Origin of the sequence: Halomonas saccharevitans, assembly GCF_032333995.1 — a bacterium.
GTDB lineage: Bacteria > Pseudomonadota > Gammaproteobacteria > Pseudomonadales > Halomonadaceae > Halomonas > Halomonas saccharevitans.
The window spans coordinates 879,970-896,967 of the sequence record NZ_JAVXUR010000001.1 but is presented as its reverse complement, the minus strand read 5'-3'; the positions used below and the strand labels follow the sequence as shown (position 1 = coordinate 896,967).

At 67.5% G+C, this 16,998-nt stretch carries 12 protein-coding genes and 4 tRNA genes; 9 read left to right on the top strand and 7 right to left on the bottom strand.

All coding sequences use genetic code 11. The features are described 5' to 3' along the window. Nucleotides 1-32 precede the first annotated feature (32 nt). Nucleotides 33-4,871 (top strand): NAD-glutamate dehydrogenase, encoded by a 4,839-nt coding sequence (locus tag RSO68_RS04170; protein WP_315585554.1) that lies wholly within the window; start codon nucleotides 33-35, stop codon nucleotides 4,869-4,871. 123 nt (nucleotides 4,872-4,994) lie between these two features. Here RSO68_RS04170 and mgtE read toward each other — a convergent pair whose 3' ends face one another. Next, a complete protein-coding gene (mgtE, locus tag RSO68_RS04165) occupies nucleotides 4,995-6,347 on the bottom strand; it encodes a magnesium transporter (RefSeq protein WP_315585553.1) in 1,353 nt (450 codons plus the stop codon). A gap of 254 nt (nucleotides 6,348-6,601) precedes the next feature. Between mgtE and RSO68_RS04160 the strand changes: the two genes are divergently transcribed. Then, nucleotides 6,602-7,627, top strand: a complete 1,026-nt coding sequence (locus tag RSO68_RS04160) for a quinone-dependent dihydroorotate dehydrogenase (RefSeq protein ID WP_089847890.1) — start codon at nucleotides 6,602-6,604, stop codon at nucleotides 7,625-7,627. A gap of 137 nt (nucleotides 7,628-7,764) precedes the next feature. Here RSO68_RS04160 and rmf read toward each other — a convergent pair whose 3' ends face one another. Further along, nucleotides 7,765-7,971, bottom strand: coding sequence for a ribosome modulation factor (rmf, locus tag RSO68_RS04155; RefSeq protein ID WP_089847892.1), 207 nt, complete (start codon nucleotides 7,969-7,971; stop codon nucleotides 7,765-7,767). A gap of 292 nt (nucleotides 7,972-8,263) precedes the next feature. Between rmf and rlmKL the strand changes: the two genes are divergently transcribed. Together rlmKL and RSO68_RS04145 are read left to right on the top strand one after the other, a co-directional pair. Beyond that, nucleotides 8,264-10,492 (top strand): bifunctional 23S rRNA (guanine(2069)-N(7))-methyltransferase RlmK/23S rRNA (guanine(2445)-N(2))-methyltransferase RlmL, encoded by a 2,229-nt coding sequence (rlmKL, locus tag RSO68_RS04150; protein ID WP_315585552.1) that lies wholly within the window; start codon nucleotides 8,264-8,266, stop codon nucleotides 10,490-10,492. Beyond that, the gene (locus tag RSO68_RS04145; RefSeq protein ID WP_315585551.1) at nucleotides 10,489-10,848 is read left to right on the top strand and encodes a glutaredoxin family protein; all 360 of its coding nucleotides are present in this window, start codon (nucleotides 10,489-10,491) and stop codon (nucleotides 10,846-10,848) included. The genes rlmKL and RSO68_RS04145 overlap by 4 nt, the downstream gene beginning before the upstream one ends. 7 nt (nucleotides 10,849-10,855) lie before the next feature. On the opposite strand, the gene RSO68_RS04140 is transcribed toward RSO68_RS04145, so the two are convergent. Beyond that, nucleotides 10,856-11,137, bottom strand: coding sequence for a hypothetical protein (locus RSO68_RS04140; RefSeq protein WP_089847898.1), 282 nt, complete (start codon nucleotides 11,135-11,137; stop codon nucleotides 10,856-10,858). A gap of 116 nt (nucleotides 11,138-11,253) precedes the next feature. Between RSO68_RS04140 and pdxB the strand changes: the two genes are divergently transcribed. Beyond that, entirely contained in the window at nucleotides 11,254-12,444 is a 1,191-nt protein-coding gene (gene pdxB / locus RSO68_RS04135; RefSeq protein WP_315585550.1) for a 4-phosphoerythronate dehydrogenase PdxB, read from the top strand. Between the two features lie 125 nt (nucleotides 12,445-12,569). Here pdxB and htpX read toward each other — a convergent pair whose 3' ends face one another. The 4 genes from htpX to msrB all read right to left on the bottom strand — a co-directional run bounded on the left by htpX (nucleotide 12,570) and on the right by msrB (nucleotide 16,405). Continuing rightward, the gene (gene htpX, locus RSO68_RS04130; protein ID WP_089847902.1) at nucleotides 12,570-13,475 is read right to left on the bottom strand and encodes a protease HtpX; all 906 of its coding nucleotides are present in this window, start codon (nucleotides 13,473-13,475) and stop codon (nucleotides 12,570-12,572) included. Nucleotides 13,476-13,600: 125 nt separating this feature from the next. Continuing rightward, nucleotides 13,601-14,830 carry a pyridoxal phosphate-dependent aminotransferase gene (locus tag RSO68_RS04125; protein ID WP_089847904.1) on the bottom strand — a complete coding sequence of 410 codons (1,230 nt, stop codon included), beginning with the start codon at nucleotides 14,828-14,830 and terminating at the stop codon, nucleotides 13,601-13,603. 68 nt (nucleotides 14,831-14,898) lie between these two features. After that, complete coding sequence (ylqF, locus tag RSO68_RS04120) at nucleotides 14,899-15,912, bottom strand: ribosome biogenesis GTPase YlqF (protein WP_315585549.1); 1,014 nt, start codon at nucleotides 15,910-15,912, stop codon at nucleotides 14,899-14,901. Nucleotides 15,913-16,003: 91 nt separating this feature from the next. Next, entirely contained in the window at nucleotides 16,004-16,405 is a 402-nt protein-coding gene (msrB, locus tag RSO68_RS04115) for a peptide-methionine (R)-S-oxide reductase MsrB (RefSeq protein ID WP_089847908.1), read from the bottom strand. A gap of 193 nt (nucleotides 16,406-16,598) precedes the next feature. Between msrB and RSO68_RS04110 the strand changes: the two genes are divergently transcribed. The 4 genes from RSO68_RS04110 to RSO68_RS04095 all read left to right on the top strand — a co-directional run bounded on the left by RSO68_RS04110 (nucleotide 16,599) and on the right by RSO68_RS04095 (nucleotide 16,982). Then, nucleotides 16,599-16,674 (top strand) — tRNA-Glu (locus tag RSO68_RS04110). A gap of 24 nt (nucleotides 16,675-16,698) precedes the next feature. After that, a tRNA-Gly gene (locus tag RSO68_RS04105) sits at nucleotides 16,699-16,773 on the top strand. 19 nt (nucleotides 16,774-16,792) lie between these two features. Further along, nucleotides 16,793-16,868, top strand: a tRNA-Glu gene (locus RSO68_RS04100). Between the two features lie 39 nt (nucleotides 16,869-16,907). Further along, a tRNA-Gly gene (locus RSO68_RS04095) sits at nucleotides 16,908-16,982 on the top strand. Nucleotides 16,983-16,998 lie beyond the last annotated feature (16 nt).

Here is a 16,998-nt window from a genome sequence, read left to right as displayed (position 1 = left end):
CTTCCGGCGGCCGCTGGCAGCCGAGGTGATGGATGCAACATGTCGCACACGAGGAGACCCGCGAGGATCTGCTCAAGCAACTCGAGGAGCGGCTGCAAGGCCGTCTGGACGAGGACAAGGCCGCCCAGGTCCATGCCTTCGCCCGCCACTTCTATGCCACGATCCCGCTCGACGACCTGGCCGATCGCCGTCTCGACGACATCTACGGTGCCACGCTCTCCGTCTGGCACTTCCTGCAGCAGTTCGATCCCGCCGACCCCAAGGTGCGGGTCTTCAACCCCGACTTCGAGCAGCACGGCTGGCAGTCCACGCATACCTTCATCGCCGTGCTGCACGAGGACATGCCCTTCCTGGTCGACTCCGTGCGCATCGAGCTCAACCGCCGCGGCATGACCGTGCACGCCATTCATAACGCCGTGCTGGCCTCCCAGCGCGATAGCGAGCATCGCCTCGAGCGGGTCTCGCCGACCCAGCAGGCCGATGCCCCGGAGAACCGCGAGTCGCTGATCGCCATCGAGGTGGATCGCCACTCCGACCCGGCGGTGCTCGAGGATATCGAGGCCAGCCTGCAGGAAGTGCTGCGCGACGTGCGCACCGCGGTGGCCGACTTCGAACCGATGCGCGATCAGGCCCGGGCGGCCCTGGCCGAGCTCAAGGCCTCGCGGCCCGAGCAGGTCAAGGTCGAGGACCATGAGGAGGCCACGGCCTTCGTCGAGTGGCTGCTCCACGACAACTTCACCTTCCTCGGCTACGACGAATACGCCGTCCACGAGGAGCAGGGGCGTCAGCGCCTGGATCGTGTCGAGCAGAGCGAGCTGGGGGTCTTCCGCCTCGATCAGCCCCGCTATCAGGAGCGCATCCGCACCGATCAGGGCGTCGAGGGCGACCGCTTCGTGCTGGTGCCCCAGCTGCTGTCGTTCGCCAAGAGCGCCCACCACGCGCGGATCCACCGACCTACCTATCCCGACTACATCTCCATCGATCGCTACGACGATCAGGGGCGGGTGATCGGCGAACGGCGCTTTTTGGGCCTGTTCACCGCCACGGTCTACAACGAGTCGCCGCGCAACGTGCCGATCCTGCGCCGCAAGCTCGACACGGTGATGGACAACTCCGGCTTCAATCCCAAGGGCCACAACGGCAAGCACCTGCTGCACATCCTCGAGGTCTATCCCCGCGACGACCTGTTCCAGATCGATACCGACGAGCTGACGCAGACGTCGCTGGGCATCCTCGACATGCGCGAGCGGCGCCGCGTGCGGCTGTTCATCCGCGAGGATCGCTCCGGACGCTTCTACTCCTGCCTGGCCTTCGTGCCGCGGGACGTCTTCTCCACCGAGCTGCGCCAGCGCATCCAGCAGCTGCTGTGCGAGGAGCTCGACGCCACCTTCGGCGATTTCAACACTTACCTCTCCGAATCGGTGCTGGCGCGCATTCAGTTCATCCTGCGCTTCAAGGGCGACCGGCCCACGGAGTACGACCTGCGCCGTCTGGAAGCCAAGCTGGCGACGCTGGCGCGCAACTGGCGCGACGATCTCCAGGGTGCCGCTATCGAGGGCTTCGGCGAGGAGCAGGCCAACCTGCTGATGGATCGCTTCCGCGACGCCTTCCCGGCGAGCTACCGCGACGACTTCTCGGCACGCACCGCGGTCTACGACCTGCAGCACATCAGCGAGCTGGATGACGGCGCCCCGCTGGCCCTTTCCCTCTACCGCCTGGTGGAAGAGGAGGGCAGCGGCGTCAACCTCAAGCTGTTCCACCGCGACCGGCCGATTCCGCTCTCCGACGTGCTACCGATGATGGAGAACCTGGGGCTGCGCGTGCTCGGCGAGCGCCCCTACGAGGTGCAGGCCAAGGATCACAGCTACTGGATCCACGACTTCGATCTCGAGCACCACACCAGTAACGAGGTCAACCTTCAGGAGATGCGCAAGCCCTTCATCGAGGCCTTCCAGCGCATCTGGATCGGCGAGGCGGACAACGATCCGTTCAACCGGCTGATCATCGGCGCCAACCTGGACTGGCGCGAAGTCGCCATGCTCAGGGGCTACGCCCGCTACCTGAAGCAGATCCGCTTTGGCGTCTCCCAGGATTACATGGCCACCACCCTGGTCAATCATCCGGAGATCACCCGCGAGCTGGTGACCCTGTTCGAGCTGCGCTTCGATCCCAACGAGCGCCCGCCCGAGGGCGAGGTCGAGGCCTGCAGCGCGCGCATCCTGGCGCTGCTCGACGACGTCGCCAGCCTCAACGACGACCAGCTGCTGCGCCGCTACATGGAGATGATCCAGGCGACACAGCGCACCAACTACTACCAGAAGGGCGCCGACGGCCGTCAGAAGGACTACATGGCCTTCAAGATGGAGCCTTCTCGGATCACCGGCATGCCCAAGCCGCGGCCGGCCCACGAGATCTTCGTCTGCTCGCCGCGGGTCGAGGGCGTGCACCTGCGCGGCGGCAAGGTCGCCCGCGGCGGGCTGCGCTGGTCCGACCGCTTCGAGGATTTCCGGACCGAGGTGCTGGGGCTGGTCAAGGCGCAGCAGGTCAAGAACGCGGTGATCGTGCCGGTGGGCGCCAAGGGCGGCTTCGTCTGCAAGCGGATGCCCGAAGGCGCGGATCGCGATGCCATCCAGCAGGAAGGCATCGCCTGCTACAAGATCTTCATCCGTGCCCTGCTCGACGTCACCGACAACCGGGTGGGCGGCGAGATCGTGCCGCCTGAGGACGTGGTGCGCCACGACGACGACGATGCCTACCTGGTGGTGGCCGCCGACAAGGGCACCGCGACCTTCTCGGACATCGCCAACGAGATCTCCGCCGAGTACGGCCACTGGCTGGGCGACGCCTTCGCCTCCGGCGGGGCCAACGGCTACGACCACAAGAAGATGGGCATCACCGCCAAGGGCGCCTGGGAGTCGGTCCAGCGCCACTTCCGCGGCCTGGGGCTGAACACCCAGCAGGACGAGTTCTCGGTGGTCGGCATCGGCGACATGGCGGGCGACGTCTTCGGCAACGGCATGCTGCTCTCCGACAAGATTCGCCTGGTGGGTGCCTTCAACCACCTGCACATCTTCGTCGATCCGACCCCCGACGTGGCGGCGAGCTTCGCCGAGCGCCAGCGCCTGTTCGCTTTGCCGCGCTCCAGCTGGCAGGACTACGACGCCGCGCTGATCTCCGAGGGAGGCGGTATCTTCAGCCGCGCCGCCAAGACCGTGCCCATCTCGCGGCAGATGAAGGCGCTGTTCGGCATCAAGGAGGACAAGCTCTCCCCCAACGAGCTGATCCGCGCAATGCTCAAGTCGCGGGTCGACCTGCTGTGGAACGGCGGCATCGGCACCTACGTGAAGTGCAGCGAAGAGACCGATGCCCAGGTCGGCGACAAGGCCAACGACGGCCTGCGCGTCGACGGCCGCGAGCTCAACTGCCGGGTAGTCGGCGAGGGCGGCAACCTCGGCCTCACTCAGCGGGGCCGCATGGAGGCCGCCGCCAAGGGCGTGCGGGTCAACACCGACTTCATCGACAACGCCGGCGGGGTCAACTGCTCCGACCACGAGGTCAACATCAAGATCCTCATCGACGAGGTGGTCAAGCGCGGTGACATGACCGAGAAGCAGCGCAATAAGCTGCTCGCCGACATGACCGCCGAAGTCTCGGACCTGGTGCTCAAGGACAACTATCGCCAGACCCAGGCGCTGGATCTCGCCGAGCGTCTCTCGAAGCAGGGCATCGGCCCCTTCCGGCGCTTCATCAGCGAACTGGAAGCGACCGGCCAGATCGATCGCGAGCTGGAGTTCCTGCCCGACGACGAGCTGCTCCAGGAGCGCGCCGCCAACGAGCAGGGCATGCTGCTGCCGGAGCTCTCGGTGCTGATCTCCTACGCCAAGAGCGTGCTCAAGGGCGACCTGATCGCCTCGGATGTCCCGGACGACCCGACCATCGTCAAGTTCGTCGAGCGTATCTTCCCGAGCGTGCTCGTCGAGCGCTATCGCGACGAGGTGTATGAGCACCGGCTGACTCGCGAGATCGTCGCGACCCAGGTGGCCAACGACCTGGTCGATCACATGGGCGTCGTCTTCGTGCGCCGCCTGATCGACTCCACCGGCGCCGACCGCGCCGCGATCGCCCGGGCCTACGTGATCGCTCGCGACAGCTTCCAGCTGCCGCGCCTGTGGGAGCAGATCGAGGCGCTGGACAACCAGGTCTCGAGCGCCGTGCAGTACGACATGATGCTCGACCTGATGCGCATGCTGCGCCGCGCCACCCGCTGGTTCCTGCGCAACCGCACCGGCATGAGCACCCAGGAGGCCATCGACTTCTTCGCGCCGCGTCTGGCGCAGCTGCAGGAGAACATCGGCAAGCGCCTGCGCGGCGAGGAGCACGAAGCCTGGGAGGCCCGTCGCAAGGCGCTGGTCGAGGCCGGCGTGCCCGAGGCCCTGGCAGCCACCGTGGCCGCCGCCAACAGCCTCTATGCGGCGCTCGGCATCATCCAGACGGCGCGCCAGACTCAGGAGAAGCCCCAGCGCGTGGCCGAGGTCTTCTACGAGATCGGCGATCGCCTCGAGCTGCCGTGGATGATCCAGCGGATCACTGAGCTCAAGGTGCGCGACAGCTGGCAGGCTCAGGCCCGCGAGACCTTCCGCGACGACATCGATCGCCAGCAGCTGGCGCTGACCACCAGCGTGCTGGGCATGGAGAATGGCGCCAAGGACTCCAGCGAGCGAGTCACTCAGTGGCTCTCGCTGCACCAGGGCATGCACCAGCGCTGGTGTCGCCTGCTCGAGGAGGTGAGCAGCGGCGCCCACGGCGGCTTCCCGCTCTTCGCCGTGGCGGTGCGCGAGCTGGTCGACCTGGCCGAGAGCAATCGCGCCTGATCGCCCCCGTCGCGCCCGATCCGTCGAGGCCCTGAAGACACGAAACCCCGCCACTGGCGGGGTTTCGTGCATCTGGGGGCGGCGTATCGGTGCCAGATGCCTAGCGTAGGCCTGGCACAGGCGCTAGAGCAGGAACACGGTGGCGAGGCCGAGGAAGGACATGAAGCCCACCACGTCGGTCACCGTGGTCAGGATCACCGAGCCCGACAGGGCCGGGTCGATACCCGCCCGCTTGAGCATCAGCGGGATCACGATGCCGGCGACCCCGGCCGCCAGCATGTTGATCACCAGCGCGGCGGCGATGATCACGCCGATGGCGATGCTGTTGAACCACAGCACCGCGAGCACGGCCACCACCAGCGACCACAGCACGCCGTTGAGGGCGGCGATGCCGATCTCCTTGCGCAGCAGCCAGTGGCTGTTGGTGCGGCTGATCTGCCCCAGGGCCAGGCCGCGGATCGCGAGTGTCAGGGTCTGGCTGCCGGCGATGCCGCCCATGCTGGCGACGATCGGCATCAGCACCGCCAGGGCGACGATCTGATCCAGGGCCGCCTCGAAGCGTCCGATCACCCAGGCGGCCAGGAAGGCCGTCAGCAGGTTGATGCCGAGCCACACGGCGCGGCGCTTGGCGCTGGGCATCACCGGGGCGAAGAGGTCTTCCTCTTCGTCCAGGCCCGCCATGTTCATCAGCGCCTGCTCGGAGTTCTCGCGGATCACGTCGACGATGTCGTCGATGATGATGCGCCCGAGCAGCAGGCCTGATTCGTCGACCACCGGGGCGGAGGTCAGGTCGTGGGTCTGGAAGAGCGTGGCCACGTCGGTCGACTTCATGGTCACCTGGATGCTGTCCACATCGCTGTCCATCAGGTCGGCCACGGCCATCTCGGGATCGTTGGCGATCAGTCGTGCCAGCGGCAGCACGCCGACGAAGCGGCCGTTGCGGTCCACCACCATCAGCATGTGGGTGTTGTCGGGGACCGCCTCCTTCCAGCGCAGGAAGCGTCTCACCGTCTCCAGGCTGACGTCGGCGCGCACGGCGATGGTGTCGGTGCGCATCAGGCGACCGGCACTGTCCTCCTCGAAGGAGAGGGTCTCCTGCAGGCGCGAGCGCTGCAGCGCGTCCATGGAGCGCAGCATGTCGGCGGCGACCTGCTGGGGCAGATCCTCGAAGATCTCCGCCAGGTCGGTGGTGTCCAGGCCGGTCGTGGCGGCGACGATCTCGGCGTGATCCATGTCGTCGATCAGGGTGCCGCGCACCTCGTCGTGCACGTGCAGCAGCACCTCGCCGTCGATCTCCCCCGGCACGCGTTCCCACAGGCTGATGCGCGCCGCCGGCGGCAGCGACTCCAGCAGCAGGGCCACTTCCGCGGGTTCGAGGTCGGAGAGCACGTCATCGACCCGCTCCAGTTGCTCTTTCTCCAGCGCCAGGTGGATCCGCGACAGGCGGTGCTCGAGTGTCTCGGTGGTATCGGTCATAGGCGCTTCCTGGCAATGGTGCATCGAGGCGGGCTGGCCGCCTCGCGGTGTCCTGAGTGAGGAACTCGTCGAAGGCCCAGTAGAGCATAAATGGCGCGAATGATGGAGCCGGGGCGTGCCGGACCAGCCGGTTGGGCCCGGCCCGGGCGCGTCGTCTCTAGGTGGCGAGGCTGGTATACTCTCGCCCCGCTTGCCACCGCGCCGACGGTGGTCCCGCGCCAGCCCCCATCGCCCGCCACTGTCCTGGAGCCGCCATGTACTCGCTTGCCCGATCGCTGCTGTTTCGTTTCGATGCCGAGACCGCCCACGGCATGGCGCTCTCCGCCCTGGACCTGGCCGGCCGCCTGGGTCTGGCCTCGCGGCTGGGCGGCGGCCGGATCGACGATCCGATCGAAGTGATGGGGCTGCGCTTTCCCAATCGGGTGGGGCTCGCCGCCGGGCTCGACAAGAACGCCGACCATCTCGATGCCTTGGGGGCGCTGGGGTTCGGCTTCGTCGAGGTGGGCACCGTGACGCCCAGGCCCCAGGACGGTAACCCGAAGCCGCGGATGTTCCGGCTGCCGGAAGCCGGCGCCATCATCAATCGCATGGGCTTCAACAACGCCGGGGTCGACCATCTGGTGGCCAGGGTGCAGGCGAGTCGTTACGACGGCGTGATCGGCATCAACATCGGCAAAAACCTGACCACCCCGGTGGAGCAGGCGGTGGACGACTACCTGACCTGCCTTCGCAAGGTGCACGCGCACGCGCACTACATCGCGGTGAACATCTCCTCGCCCAACACCCCGGGGCTTCGCAACCTGCAGTTCGGCGAGCATCTCGATGCGCTGCTCGGGGCCCTGCGCGAGGAGGGACGCCGGCTCGATCGCCAGACCGGACGGCGCGTGCCCCTGGCGGTGAAGATCGCCCCGGACATGAGCGTCGATGAGGTCGGCCTGGTGGCCGGCGCGCTCGAGGCCAACGCCATCGACGCGGTGATCGCCACCAATACCACGGTCTCCCGCGAGGCGGTGGCGGGGCTTGCCCACGGCGACGAGCAGGGCGGTCTCTCCGGGCGACCGGTCCTCGAGCCCTCCAACGCGGTGATCCGTGAGCTGCGTCGCCGCCTGCCCAACATGCCGATCATCGGCGTGGGCGGCATCGACAGCGAAGAGGCGGCGCTTGGCAAGGTGGCCGCCGGCGCCGACCTGGTGCAGCTCTATTCGGGCTTCATCTATCGCGGGCCCGAGCTGGTAGGCGAGTGTGCCCGGGCGCTGCGCGATCGGGCAAGCAAGGCGTGAGGCGCGGTAGGTTGTCCGGCGCGCCCGCTCGTTACCATGCTCGTGACAACGGTACGTAAAAAGCCCATGGCAGGGCCATGGGCTTGAGAGGTTTGTCGTCGTTATCGACGAGGGCTGTTGACCCGGGGGAGTCGGGGTCACACCACCATGGGGTTCTTGTGAATACCGGAGACACCCGTCATGCCGGACCATTGATCCCCACGACCTTCACGCCAACCGCTCATCCAGTACTCGCGTAGATTGATATCCTGGCTGGGACACTCATCGCGGGAACGACCCGAGAGACCCGCCTTGTACCCATGAACATAGGCACGCTGGAAGCGATCACGTTTCTGTCGTTTCATTGGACTACCTCTTGATGAAGGTACCGACGAAGACCCGATCTCGAGATCGGATTCGTGTTGCTCGGAAGGCGCCAAACGTCATGTGATCTTCTGATCCTTGAAGATCCCCGCTGTGCGAACACAGCTGCATAAAGACACCTAACCCGATGACAGGAACGCATGCGTCATTCAGTAGCTACTCAGTCATTGATAGCCCAAGATGATGACGATTGTCGATCGATGATTTGTAACAACGCGTTCACCTGACCGTCACGCCACTATGCCGGCCAGGCGCCGCGCCGATGGATATTCCATGACCGAACAGCAATACCCAGACTCTCTTCATTTCCTGGCGACCTGCCCCAAGGGCATCGAGCTGCTGCTGGCCGACGAGCTGGCCGCGCTGGGCGCCACCCCCGGCAAGACCACGGTGGCCGGCGTATTTTTCCAGGCCAGCCTCGAGAACGCCTACCGCGTCTGCCTGTGGTCGCGCCTGGCCAACCGGGTGGTGCTCTGCCTGGCCCGGGAGGAGGGTATCGAGACCCCCGAGGCGCTGCGCGCCGCCGCCGCGGCCATCGACTGGCGCGACCACCTCGCCCCCGGCAAGACCCTGGCCGTGGACTTCCACGGCCGCTCCGACGCGATCCGGCATACCCGCTTCGGCGCCCAGACCGTCAAGGATGGGGTGGTGGATCGCCTGTACGCCGAGGCGCGGCCGCGGCCCGATATCGACACCCGACAGCCCGACCTGCGCCTGTACGCCCACCTGCACCGGGGTCGGCTGACGCTGGGCGTGGACCTCTCGGGCGACAGCCTGCACCGCCGCGGCTACCGCCGCGACGTCGGCCATGCCCCGCTCAAGGAGAATCTGGCCGCCGCCCTGCTGGTGCGTGCCGGCTGGCCGGCACTGGCCCGCGATGGGGCGCCGCTGGTCGATCCGCTGTGCGGCGCCGGCACGCTGCTGATCGAGGCCGCCCTGATGGCCGCCGACATCGCCCCGGGGCTCAGTCGTGAGCGCTTCGGCTTCCACGGCTGGGCCGGCCACGACGAGCCCTGCTGGCACGAGCTCAAGCGCGAGGCCGAGGCGCGGGCGAGCATCGGGCGCAAGCGCTGCCGCTCGCGGCTCTACGGCTTTGACGAGAGCCCCCCCGCGCTGGCGGCGGCCAAGGCCAACGCCATGCGCGCCGGCGTGCCGGCGCTGATCGAGCTCAAGGGCGCGGCCCTGACCGGGCTTTCGCGCCCCGAGGGCCTGCCTGACTCGCCAGCGGGGCTGGTGATGACCAACCCGCCCTACGGCGAGCGTCTCGGCGAGCTGCCGGAACTGGTGCAGCTCTATGCCCAGCTCGGCGAACGGGTCAAGGCGGCCTTTCCGGGCTGGCGGCTGGCCGTGTTCACCGCCAACCCGGATCTGGGGCACCGCATTGGCCTGCGCGCCCACAAGCACTACTCGCTGAAGAACGGGCCCCTGGATGCGCGCCTGCTGCTGATGGCGATTCCCGAGCGGGACGAGGCCGCATCAGCGGGAGCCCCCGGCGCCGCTGCCGCCGAGGCGCCGCCGGCGCGCTCCGAGGGCGCGCAGATGTTCGCCAATCGCCTGGAGAAGAACCGCAAGCGGCTCAAGAAGTGGCTCAAGCGCTCCGGCGAGCCGTGCTACCGGCTCTACGATGCCGACATGCCCGAATATGCCCTGGCCATCGATATCTACGGCGATCGCGTGCACGTGCAGGAGTATGCGCCGCCCAAGTCCGTCGATGCCGGCCAGGCCCAGAAGCGTCTGTTTGAAGCGCTGGGCGTGATTCCCGAGGTGCTCGGCATCGATCCGAGCCGCGTGGTGATCAAGCGTCGCGAGCGCCAGAGCGGCAAGGATCAGTACCGCAAGCAGGCGGCCAGCGGCGAGCGCTTCGAGGTGCGCGAGGGGCGGGCTCGGCTGTGGGTCAACCTGCGCGACTACCTGGACACGGGCCTGTTCCTCGACCATCGCCCGGTGCGGCGAATGCTCGGCGAGATGGCCGCCGGCAAGCGCTTCCTGAATCTCTTCTGCTACACCGCCACCGCCACCGTGCAGGCGGCGCTGGGCTCGCAGAAGGAGGGCGCCGAGCAGGGCGAAGGCGCCAGCGACAGCGTCAGCGTCGATCTCTCCAACACCTACCTGGAATGGGCGCGGGACAACTTCGCCCTCAACCGGCTCGACCCCAGCCGCCACCGGGTGGTGCGCGACGACTGCCTGCGCTGGCTCGAGACCGCCGGCGGCGAGTTCGACCTGATCTTCATGGACCCGCCGACCTTCTCCAACTCGAAGAAGATGACCGATACCCTCGACGTGCAGCGCGATCACGGCCGACTGGTGCGCCTCGCCATGGCGCGCCTGGCGCCGGGGGGCACCCTGGTGTTCTCCAACAACCAGCGGCGCTTCCAGCTGGATGCGGACCTGGCCGAGCAGTATCGGGTCGAGGATATCTCGGCGAAGACGTTCGATCCGGATTTCACTCGTCGCCCGGACCTGCACCACTGCTTCCTGATTCGCCATCGGGAGGACGCATGATCCGCCTCAGGCTCTACACCACCCTGGGCTGTCATCTCTGCGAGCAGCTCGAGGCGCTGCTCGCGACCCTCTGCGACGCGCCGCATCGGCTCGAGCGGGTCGAGATCAGCGACGATGACGCCCTGGTCGAGCGCTACGGGGTGCGCATTCCCGTGCTGGTGGACGAGGCGGGGCAGGAGCTGGATCGCGGCATGCAACCCGAGCGCCTGGCCGCCTGGCTGGCGGAGCGGGGCTGGCTGAACGAGATGGCCTGGCAGGCCCTGCAGCGTCAGCTGAGCGGCGAAATGGTATCCGAGACGGCGCGGGGAGAGGCGAAGGGCGCGGCCCTGCGCGGCGGGCGTCGATACCTGGGGTAGGCGTTCCCTAGAGCGAATCCAGCAGCGAGAGCTGGCTGACGGCGTCGCGCCCCTCGGCGCTCTCGGCCTCCACCTCCAGCACCTTGCGAAAGCCGCGGGAGGTCAGGATGGTGGACTCGTCGGCCAGCCACATCATCGCCTGGGCGTGGTCGTCGGCCAGGCGATGCTTCAGGCCGCCGAACTGGGTGCCGATCTGGCCCCAGGCGCGGCTGAAGATCCAGTCGCCGAACATGTCCTGATGGACATGCACCAGCACATAGTCATGGTCGGTTTCCCAGCGGACGATCACGGCAGCTCCAGAGGTTTAGGGCGGCGCCGGCGGCGCACCCTGTGTGCGTATGGCGGTATTGTAAGGGCTTGGGCACACTGAACAAGTCGCAGCGTTATGGAAGTCGGGAGTCAGCCATGAAAATCGTCGTCGATGCCAATGTTCCCGCCGCCGAGGCCTGCTTCGGCGCGCTGGGCGAGGTAGTCCGCGTGCCGGGACGAGAGATCGCCCCGGCGACCCTCGCCTCGGCCGATGCGCTGGTGGTGCGCTCCATCACCCGGGTCGATGCGGCCCTGATCGCCGAGGCGAAGTCGATGGGCTCGCCGCTGCGCTTCGTCGGCACCTGCACCATCGGCACCGACCACGTGGACCAGCACGCCTTGGCCGGCCACGACATCGCCTTTTCAAGCGCCCCGGGCTGCAACGCCGAGGCGGTGCTGGACTACGTGCTGGCAAGTCTCTCGACCCTGGCCGAGCGCCACGACTTCCGACTCGTCGAGCGCCGCGTGGGCATCGTCGGCGTGGGCAACGTCGGTGGGCGGTTGCTCAAGCGGCTCACCGCCATGGGCATCGACTGCCTGGCCTGCGACCCGCCCAGGGTGGAAGCCGAGGGCCTCGAGGCGGAGCGGCAGGGCGCACGGAGCCTGGCCGGCTTTCACGACCTGGATACCCTGATCGACGAGTGCGACGTGCTCTGCCTGCACACGCCGCTGGTGAGCGAAGGCCCCCATGCCACCCACCACCTGCTCGATGTCCAGCGCATCGCGGCCCTGGCGCCGGGCACGCTGCTGCTCAATGCCGGGCGCGGCGACTGCGTGGATGGTCGGGCGCTGCGCCAGCGGCTGGCGGGGCAGGGCGACATCACGGCGGTGCTCGACGTCTGGGAACACGAGCCCGCCATCGATGCCGCCCTGGCCGACCTCGCCGCGATCGCCACGCCGCACATCGCCGGCTATAGCCTGGACGGCAAGCTGCGCGGCACCCATCACATCTACCGCGCCCTGGCCCACCATGTCGGCCTGCCGGCGCGGCTGACGATGGATGACCTGGCGCCCGCGCCGCCCGTAGCGCGCCTGGTGCTCGAGGCCGGCCTGTCGCCCGAGGAGGCGCTGCGCCTGTGTCTGCGCGCCGTCTACGACCCGCGGCGCGACCACGATAGCCTGCATCGCGAGGCGCGTCGCCAGGGCATGGCCAAGGGCTTCGATGGCTGCCGGGCCCGCTATCCGCTGCGCCGCGAGGTCGCCTCCCTCGAGATCGAACTGGGGGAGGGCGCGCGTGAGCTGCGGCCGCTGCTGGCGGGGGCGGGGTTCCGGATCGCCGCCGACTGAGGAGTGCGACGCGACGGTCTCTTTGCTACGGCCCAAAACGACAGCAGGCCCGCCAATCGGCGGGCCTGCTGCGTTTACGGGGACTCGTTTTCAGGGCTCGGCCCCGGAACTGTCAGAATACCTGGCTACTGCCGGTAGGCGGCTTCCTTGAGGGCGCGGATGCGGTCGTCCAGCGGCGGGTGGCTGGCGAACAGCCGCTCCATCAGCGAGCGCGTCTGGCCCTTGGTGATGGCCATGGCCCGTAGCGTATCCGGCATCTGGTCGGGCATCTCGGTCTCGGCCTTGAGCCGCGCCAGGGCGTTGATCATGGCGCCGCTGCCGGCGAGCTGGGCGCCCGCGGTGTCGGCCCGGTACTCCCGGAAGCGCGAGAACCAGGCGACGATGGCCGAGGCGATCAGGCCGAAGGCGATCTCGGCGACGATCACCACCGCGAAGTAGCCCATGAACCCGAGGCCCCCCTCGCCGTCGCTGCGGCTCTTCAGGAAGCCGTCGATCAGGTGGGCGACCACCCGGGCGAAGAACATCACGAAGGTGTTGAGCACCCCCTGCACCAGCGCCAGGGTCACCATGTCGCCGTTGGCCACGTGGCCGATCTCGTGGGCCAGCACCGCCCGCACCTCCTCGGGGCGCATGCGGTTGAGCAGGCCAGCGGAGACCGCCACCAGCGCATCGTCCTTGTTCCAGCCGGTGGCGAAGGCGTTGGACTGCTGGGCGGGAAAGATGCCCACCTCCGGCATCTTGATGCCGGCATCGCGCGCCAGTTCACCCACGGTGTCGAGCAGCCACTGCTCGGTGGAGTTGCTCGGCGATTCGATCACCACGGTGCCGGTCGAGCGCTTGGCCATCCACTTGGAGATGAACAGCGAGATCATCGAGCCGGCCATGCCGAAGACGAAGCAGAAGATCAGCAGGGCATTGAAGTTCATGCCCTGGGCGTTCAGGTAGCTTTCGACCCCCAGCAGGCGCAGGGTGATGCTGGCCACCAGGATCACCGCCAGGTTGGTGCCCAGGAACAGCAGGATTCTCATCATTGCCGGAACTCTCCAGTCATCGTTACGAGGCGCCGCGGCAGCGGCGTAGACAAGCTGTTGCTTAGCTATTGCTTAGATATGCGCTGGCCCGCCGGTTTTCAAGCGACGGGCAAGCATAGCCCCGGCTACTGACGATAGCGCGACAGGAAGCGCGCGAAGCGGTCCAGGGCATCCTCCAGCTGGTCGGCCCAGGGCAGGGTGACGATGCGCACATGATCGGGCTCGGGCCAGTTGAAGGCCGTGCCCTGGACCAGCAGGATCTTCTCCTGCAGCAGCAGGTCGAGCACCAGCTGCTGGTCGTCCTGGATGTTGAAGACCTTGGGGTCGAGCCGCGGAAAGGCGTAGAGCGCCCCCTTGGGCCGGGTGCAGCTGACGCCGGGAATGGCGTTGAGCTTCTCGACGGTGATGTCGCGCTGGGCGAGCAGGCGGCCGCCGGGCAGGATCAGGTCGTTGATCGACTGGTAGCCGCCCAGCGCCGTCTGGATGGCGTGCTGGGCCGGCACGTTGGCACACAGCCGCATCGAGGCCAGCATGGTCAGCCCCTGGATGAAGTCGGCGGCGCGCTGCTTGGCGAGGTTCCCCGAGAGGATCATCCAGCCGCTGCGAAAGCCGGCGCAGCGATAGCTCTTGGAGAGCCCGTTCATGGTTACCACCAGCTGGTCTTCACCGGCCAGCGCCCCGGTGGAGACGTGCTCGACCCCGTCGTAGAGGATCTTGTCGTAGATCTCGTCGGAGAACACCACCAGGTCGTGCTCCCGGGCGATCTCCAGAAGCTCGCGCACCACCGCCGGCGGGTAGACGGCGCCGGTGGGGTTGTTCGGGTTGATGATCACGATAGCGCGGGTGTGGGCGGTCACCTTGGCGCGGATGTCATCCATGTCCGGCGCCCAGTCGGCCTGCTCGTCGCACCGGTAGTGCACGGCGTGGCCGCCCGAGAGGTGAGCGGCGGCGGTCCACAGCGGGTAGTCGGGGGCCGGGATCAGCACCTCGTCGCCGTCGTTGAGCAGCGCCTGAAACGCCATCACGATCAGCTCCGAGACGCCGTTGCCGATGTAGATGTCCTCGATGCCGACGCCGGGAATCTCCTTGCGCTGGCACTCCTGCATGATCGCCTTGCGCGCCGAGTAGAGCCCCTTGGAATCGCAATACCCCTGGGCGGTGGAGAGGTTGCGCATCACGTCCTGGAGGATCTCCTCCGGTGCCTCGAAGCCGAACGGCGCGGGGTTGCCGATATTCAGCTTGAGGATGCGCTGGCCTTCTTCCTCCAGCCGCTTGGCGTGCTCGAGCACCGGGCCGCGGATGTCGTAGCAGACGTTCTCGAGCTTGTGCGATTTCCTGATCGGGGGAGTATCCATGGGCGCTGAATCCAGTGATGTCCGTGTGCCGCCTTGGGCGGCGGTCGTTGTTCGTCGGCGTCGCGTGATTATGCGGGTTCGGCGTCGTCGCCACCATCCTTGGAGGGCTGCTCGTCCAGGGTCCGTTCGTCCGGGGCCCGTTCTTCAGCAGCGAGCTCGTCGGGTTCCGGCGCGACCGGGATGTCCGCCGGCGTTTCCAGGGTCAGGCGACCGAGCTTGCCGTCGCGCAGCTCGTGGAGCAGCACCTCCGCGCCGCGGTGCAGGTCGATCTCGCCGCCAGCGCGCAGGCCGCCGCGCTTGGCGGCGATCTCGCTGAGGATGGCATGGCCGTCGTAGCCGCTCAGGGCCAGCAGATCGACCCGCACGGGGCCGTCGGCATCCACCTGGTCGGCATCGGGATGCGCCGTGTAGGCCGGCAGCGCCTTGAGTTTGTAGCGCGCGGTGAGCGCCTCGGGATAGCGCCGGGCCAGCTCGGCGGCGGCGACCACTGCCACGTCGACATAGTCGATGGCGGTGTCGCGAATGGCCCCGCTGGCGGCCAGGCGGTGGGCGCTCGCCTGATCCTCGATCTTCGGCCACAGCACGCCGGGGGTGTCGATCAGCGCCACGCGGCCGCCGATGCGCACCTTCTGCTGGCGCTTGGTGACGGCGGGCTCGTTGCCGGTCTTGGCGATGGTGCGCCCGGCCAGGCCGTTGATCAGGGTCGACTTGCCGACGTTGGGGATTCCCATGACCATCACCCGCACGTCGCGGTCGGCGCGCACCTGGCCGGCCAGTTCGTGACACAGCTTGGGAATGCGCTTGAGCTCGCGGGCCTGGGTGGTGGTCACCGCCAGGGCCCGGGTATCCGCCTGGGCGTCGAAGAAGGCCGTCCACTCGCGGGTGCGCTCGGGGTCGGCCAGATCGGCCCGCGAGAGAATCTTGAGCACCGGCTTGTGGCGCGTCAGCTCGGCGAGCATGGGGTTGGCGCTGGAGTAGGGCAGCCGGGCGTCGAGCACCTCGATCACCACGTCGATCTCCGGCAGCGCCTCGAGGATCTGCCGGCGCGCCTTGTTCATGTGTCCCGGAAACCAGCCGAGCATCGAGCCTCTCCTGCGTGAGCGTGAATAAAAACGGCCGTCATCATAGCAGATGGACGGCCGTCTCCGGGCAGGGCAGTCGCGGGTCTCGCGGCTACTCGCCGGCGTGGAACTCGATCGCTACCGAGTTGATGCAGTAGCGAAGCCCGGTGGTCTCCGGCGGACCGTCGGGGAACACGTGGCCGAGGTGGGCGTCGCAGCGGGCGCAGGTCACCTCGGTGCGCTGCATGCCGTGGCTGGTGTCGGTCTGCTCCTCGACGCATTTGTCGGTGAAGGGACGATCGAAGCTCGGCCAGCCGCAGCCGGCCTCGAACTTGTGCTCGTTCTCGAACAGCGGGGCGTTGCAGCACACGCAGTGATAGATGCCGTGCTCATCGCTCACGTGGTATTTCCCGCTGAAGGGGGCCTCCGTGCCCTTCTCGCGGGTGACGCGGTACTGCTCGGGCGTCAGCTGCTCACGCCACTCGGCGTCGCTCTTTTCGATCTTGCTGCGCATGGGCTATCTCCTCTTTGCGTCGTGGCGCCGGCGGCGGGCTCGGCGTCCTGCTGCCATTCTGACATCTAGCAGGGTGGGGGTTTCCAGTGGCGGGCCGTGACAGGTCACGCGATATCAACGAGCGACGAGAGGTGCTTGACAGCTTTCGGGGTCGTCGGTATTATTCGCCGCACCTCGACGAGCGAGCCAATGCGTCCCATTCGTCTAGTGGTCCAGGACACCGCCCTTTCACGGCGGTAACAGGGGTTCGAACCCCCTATGGGACGCCACTCGATTCGTTAAGGTACCGGAGTGCGGGAATAGCTCAGCGGTAGAGCATCGCCTTGCCAAGGCGAGGGTCGGGAGTTCGAATCTCCTTTCCCGCTCCAGTTTGAAGGTACAATTTGCGTCCCATTCGTCTAGTGGTCCAGGACACCGCCCTTTCACGGCGGTAACAGGGGTTCGAACCCCCTATGGGACGCCACCTTCGACTTCCGGTGGTAACACAGTGCGAGAAGGCCAAGCGGGAATAGCTCAGTGGTAGAGCATCGCCTTGCCAAGGCGAGGGTCGGGAGTTCGAATCTCCTTTCCCGCTCCAAGAGTGTGGTAAACGA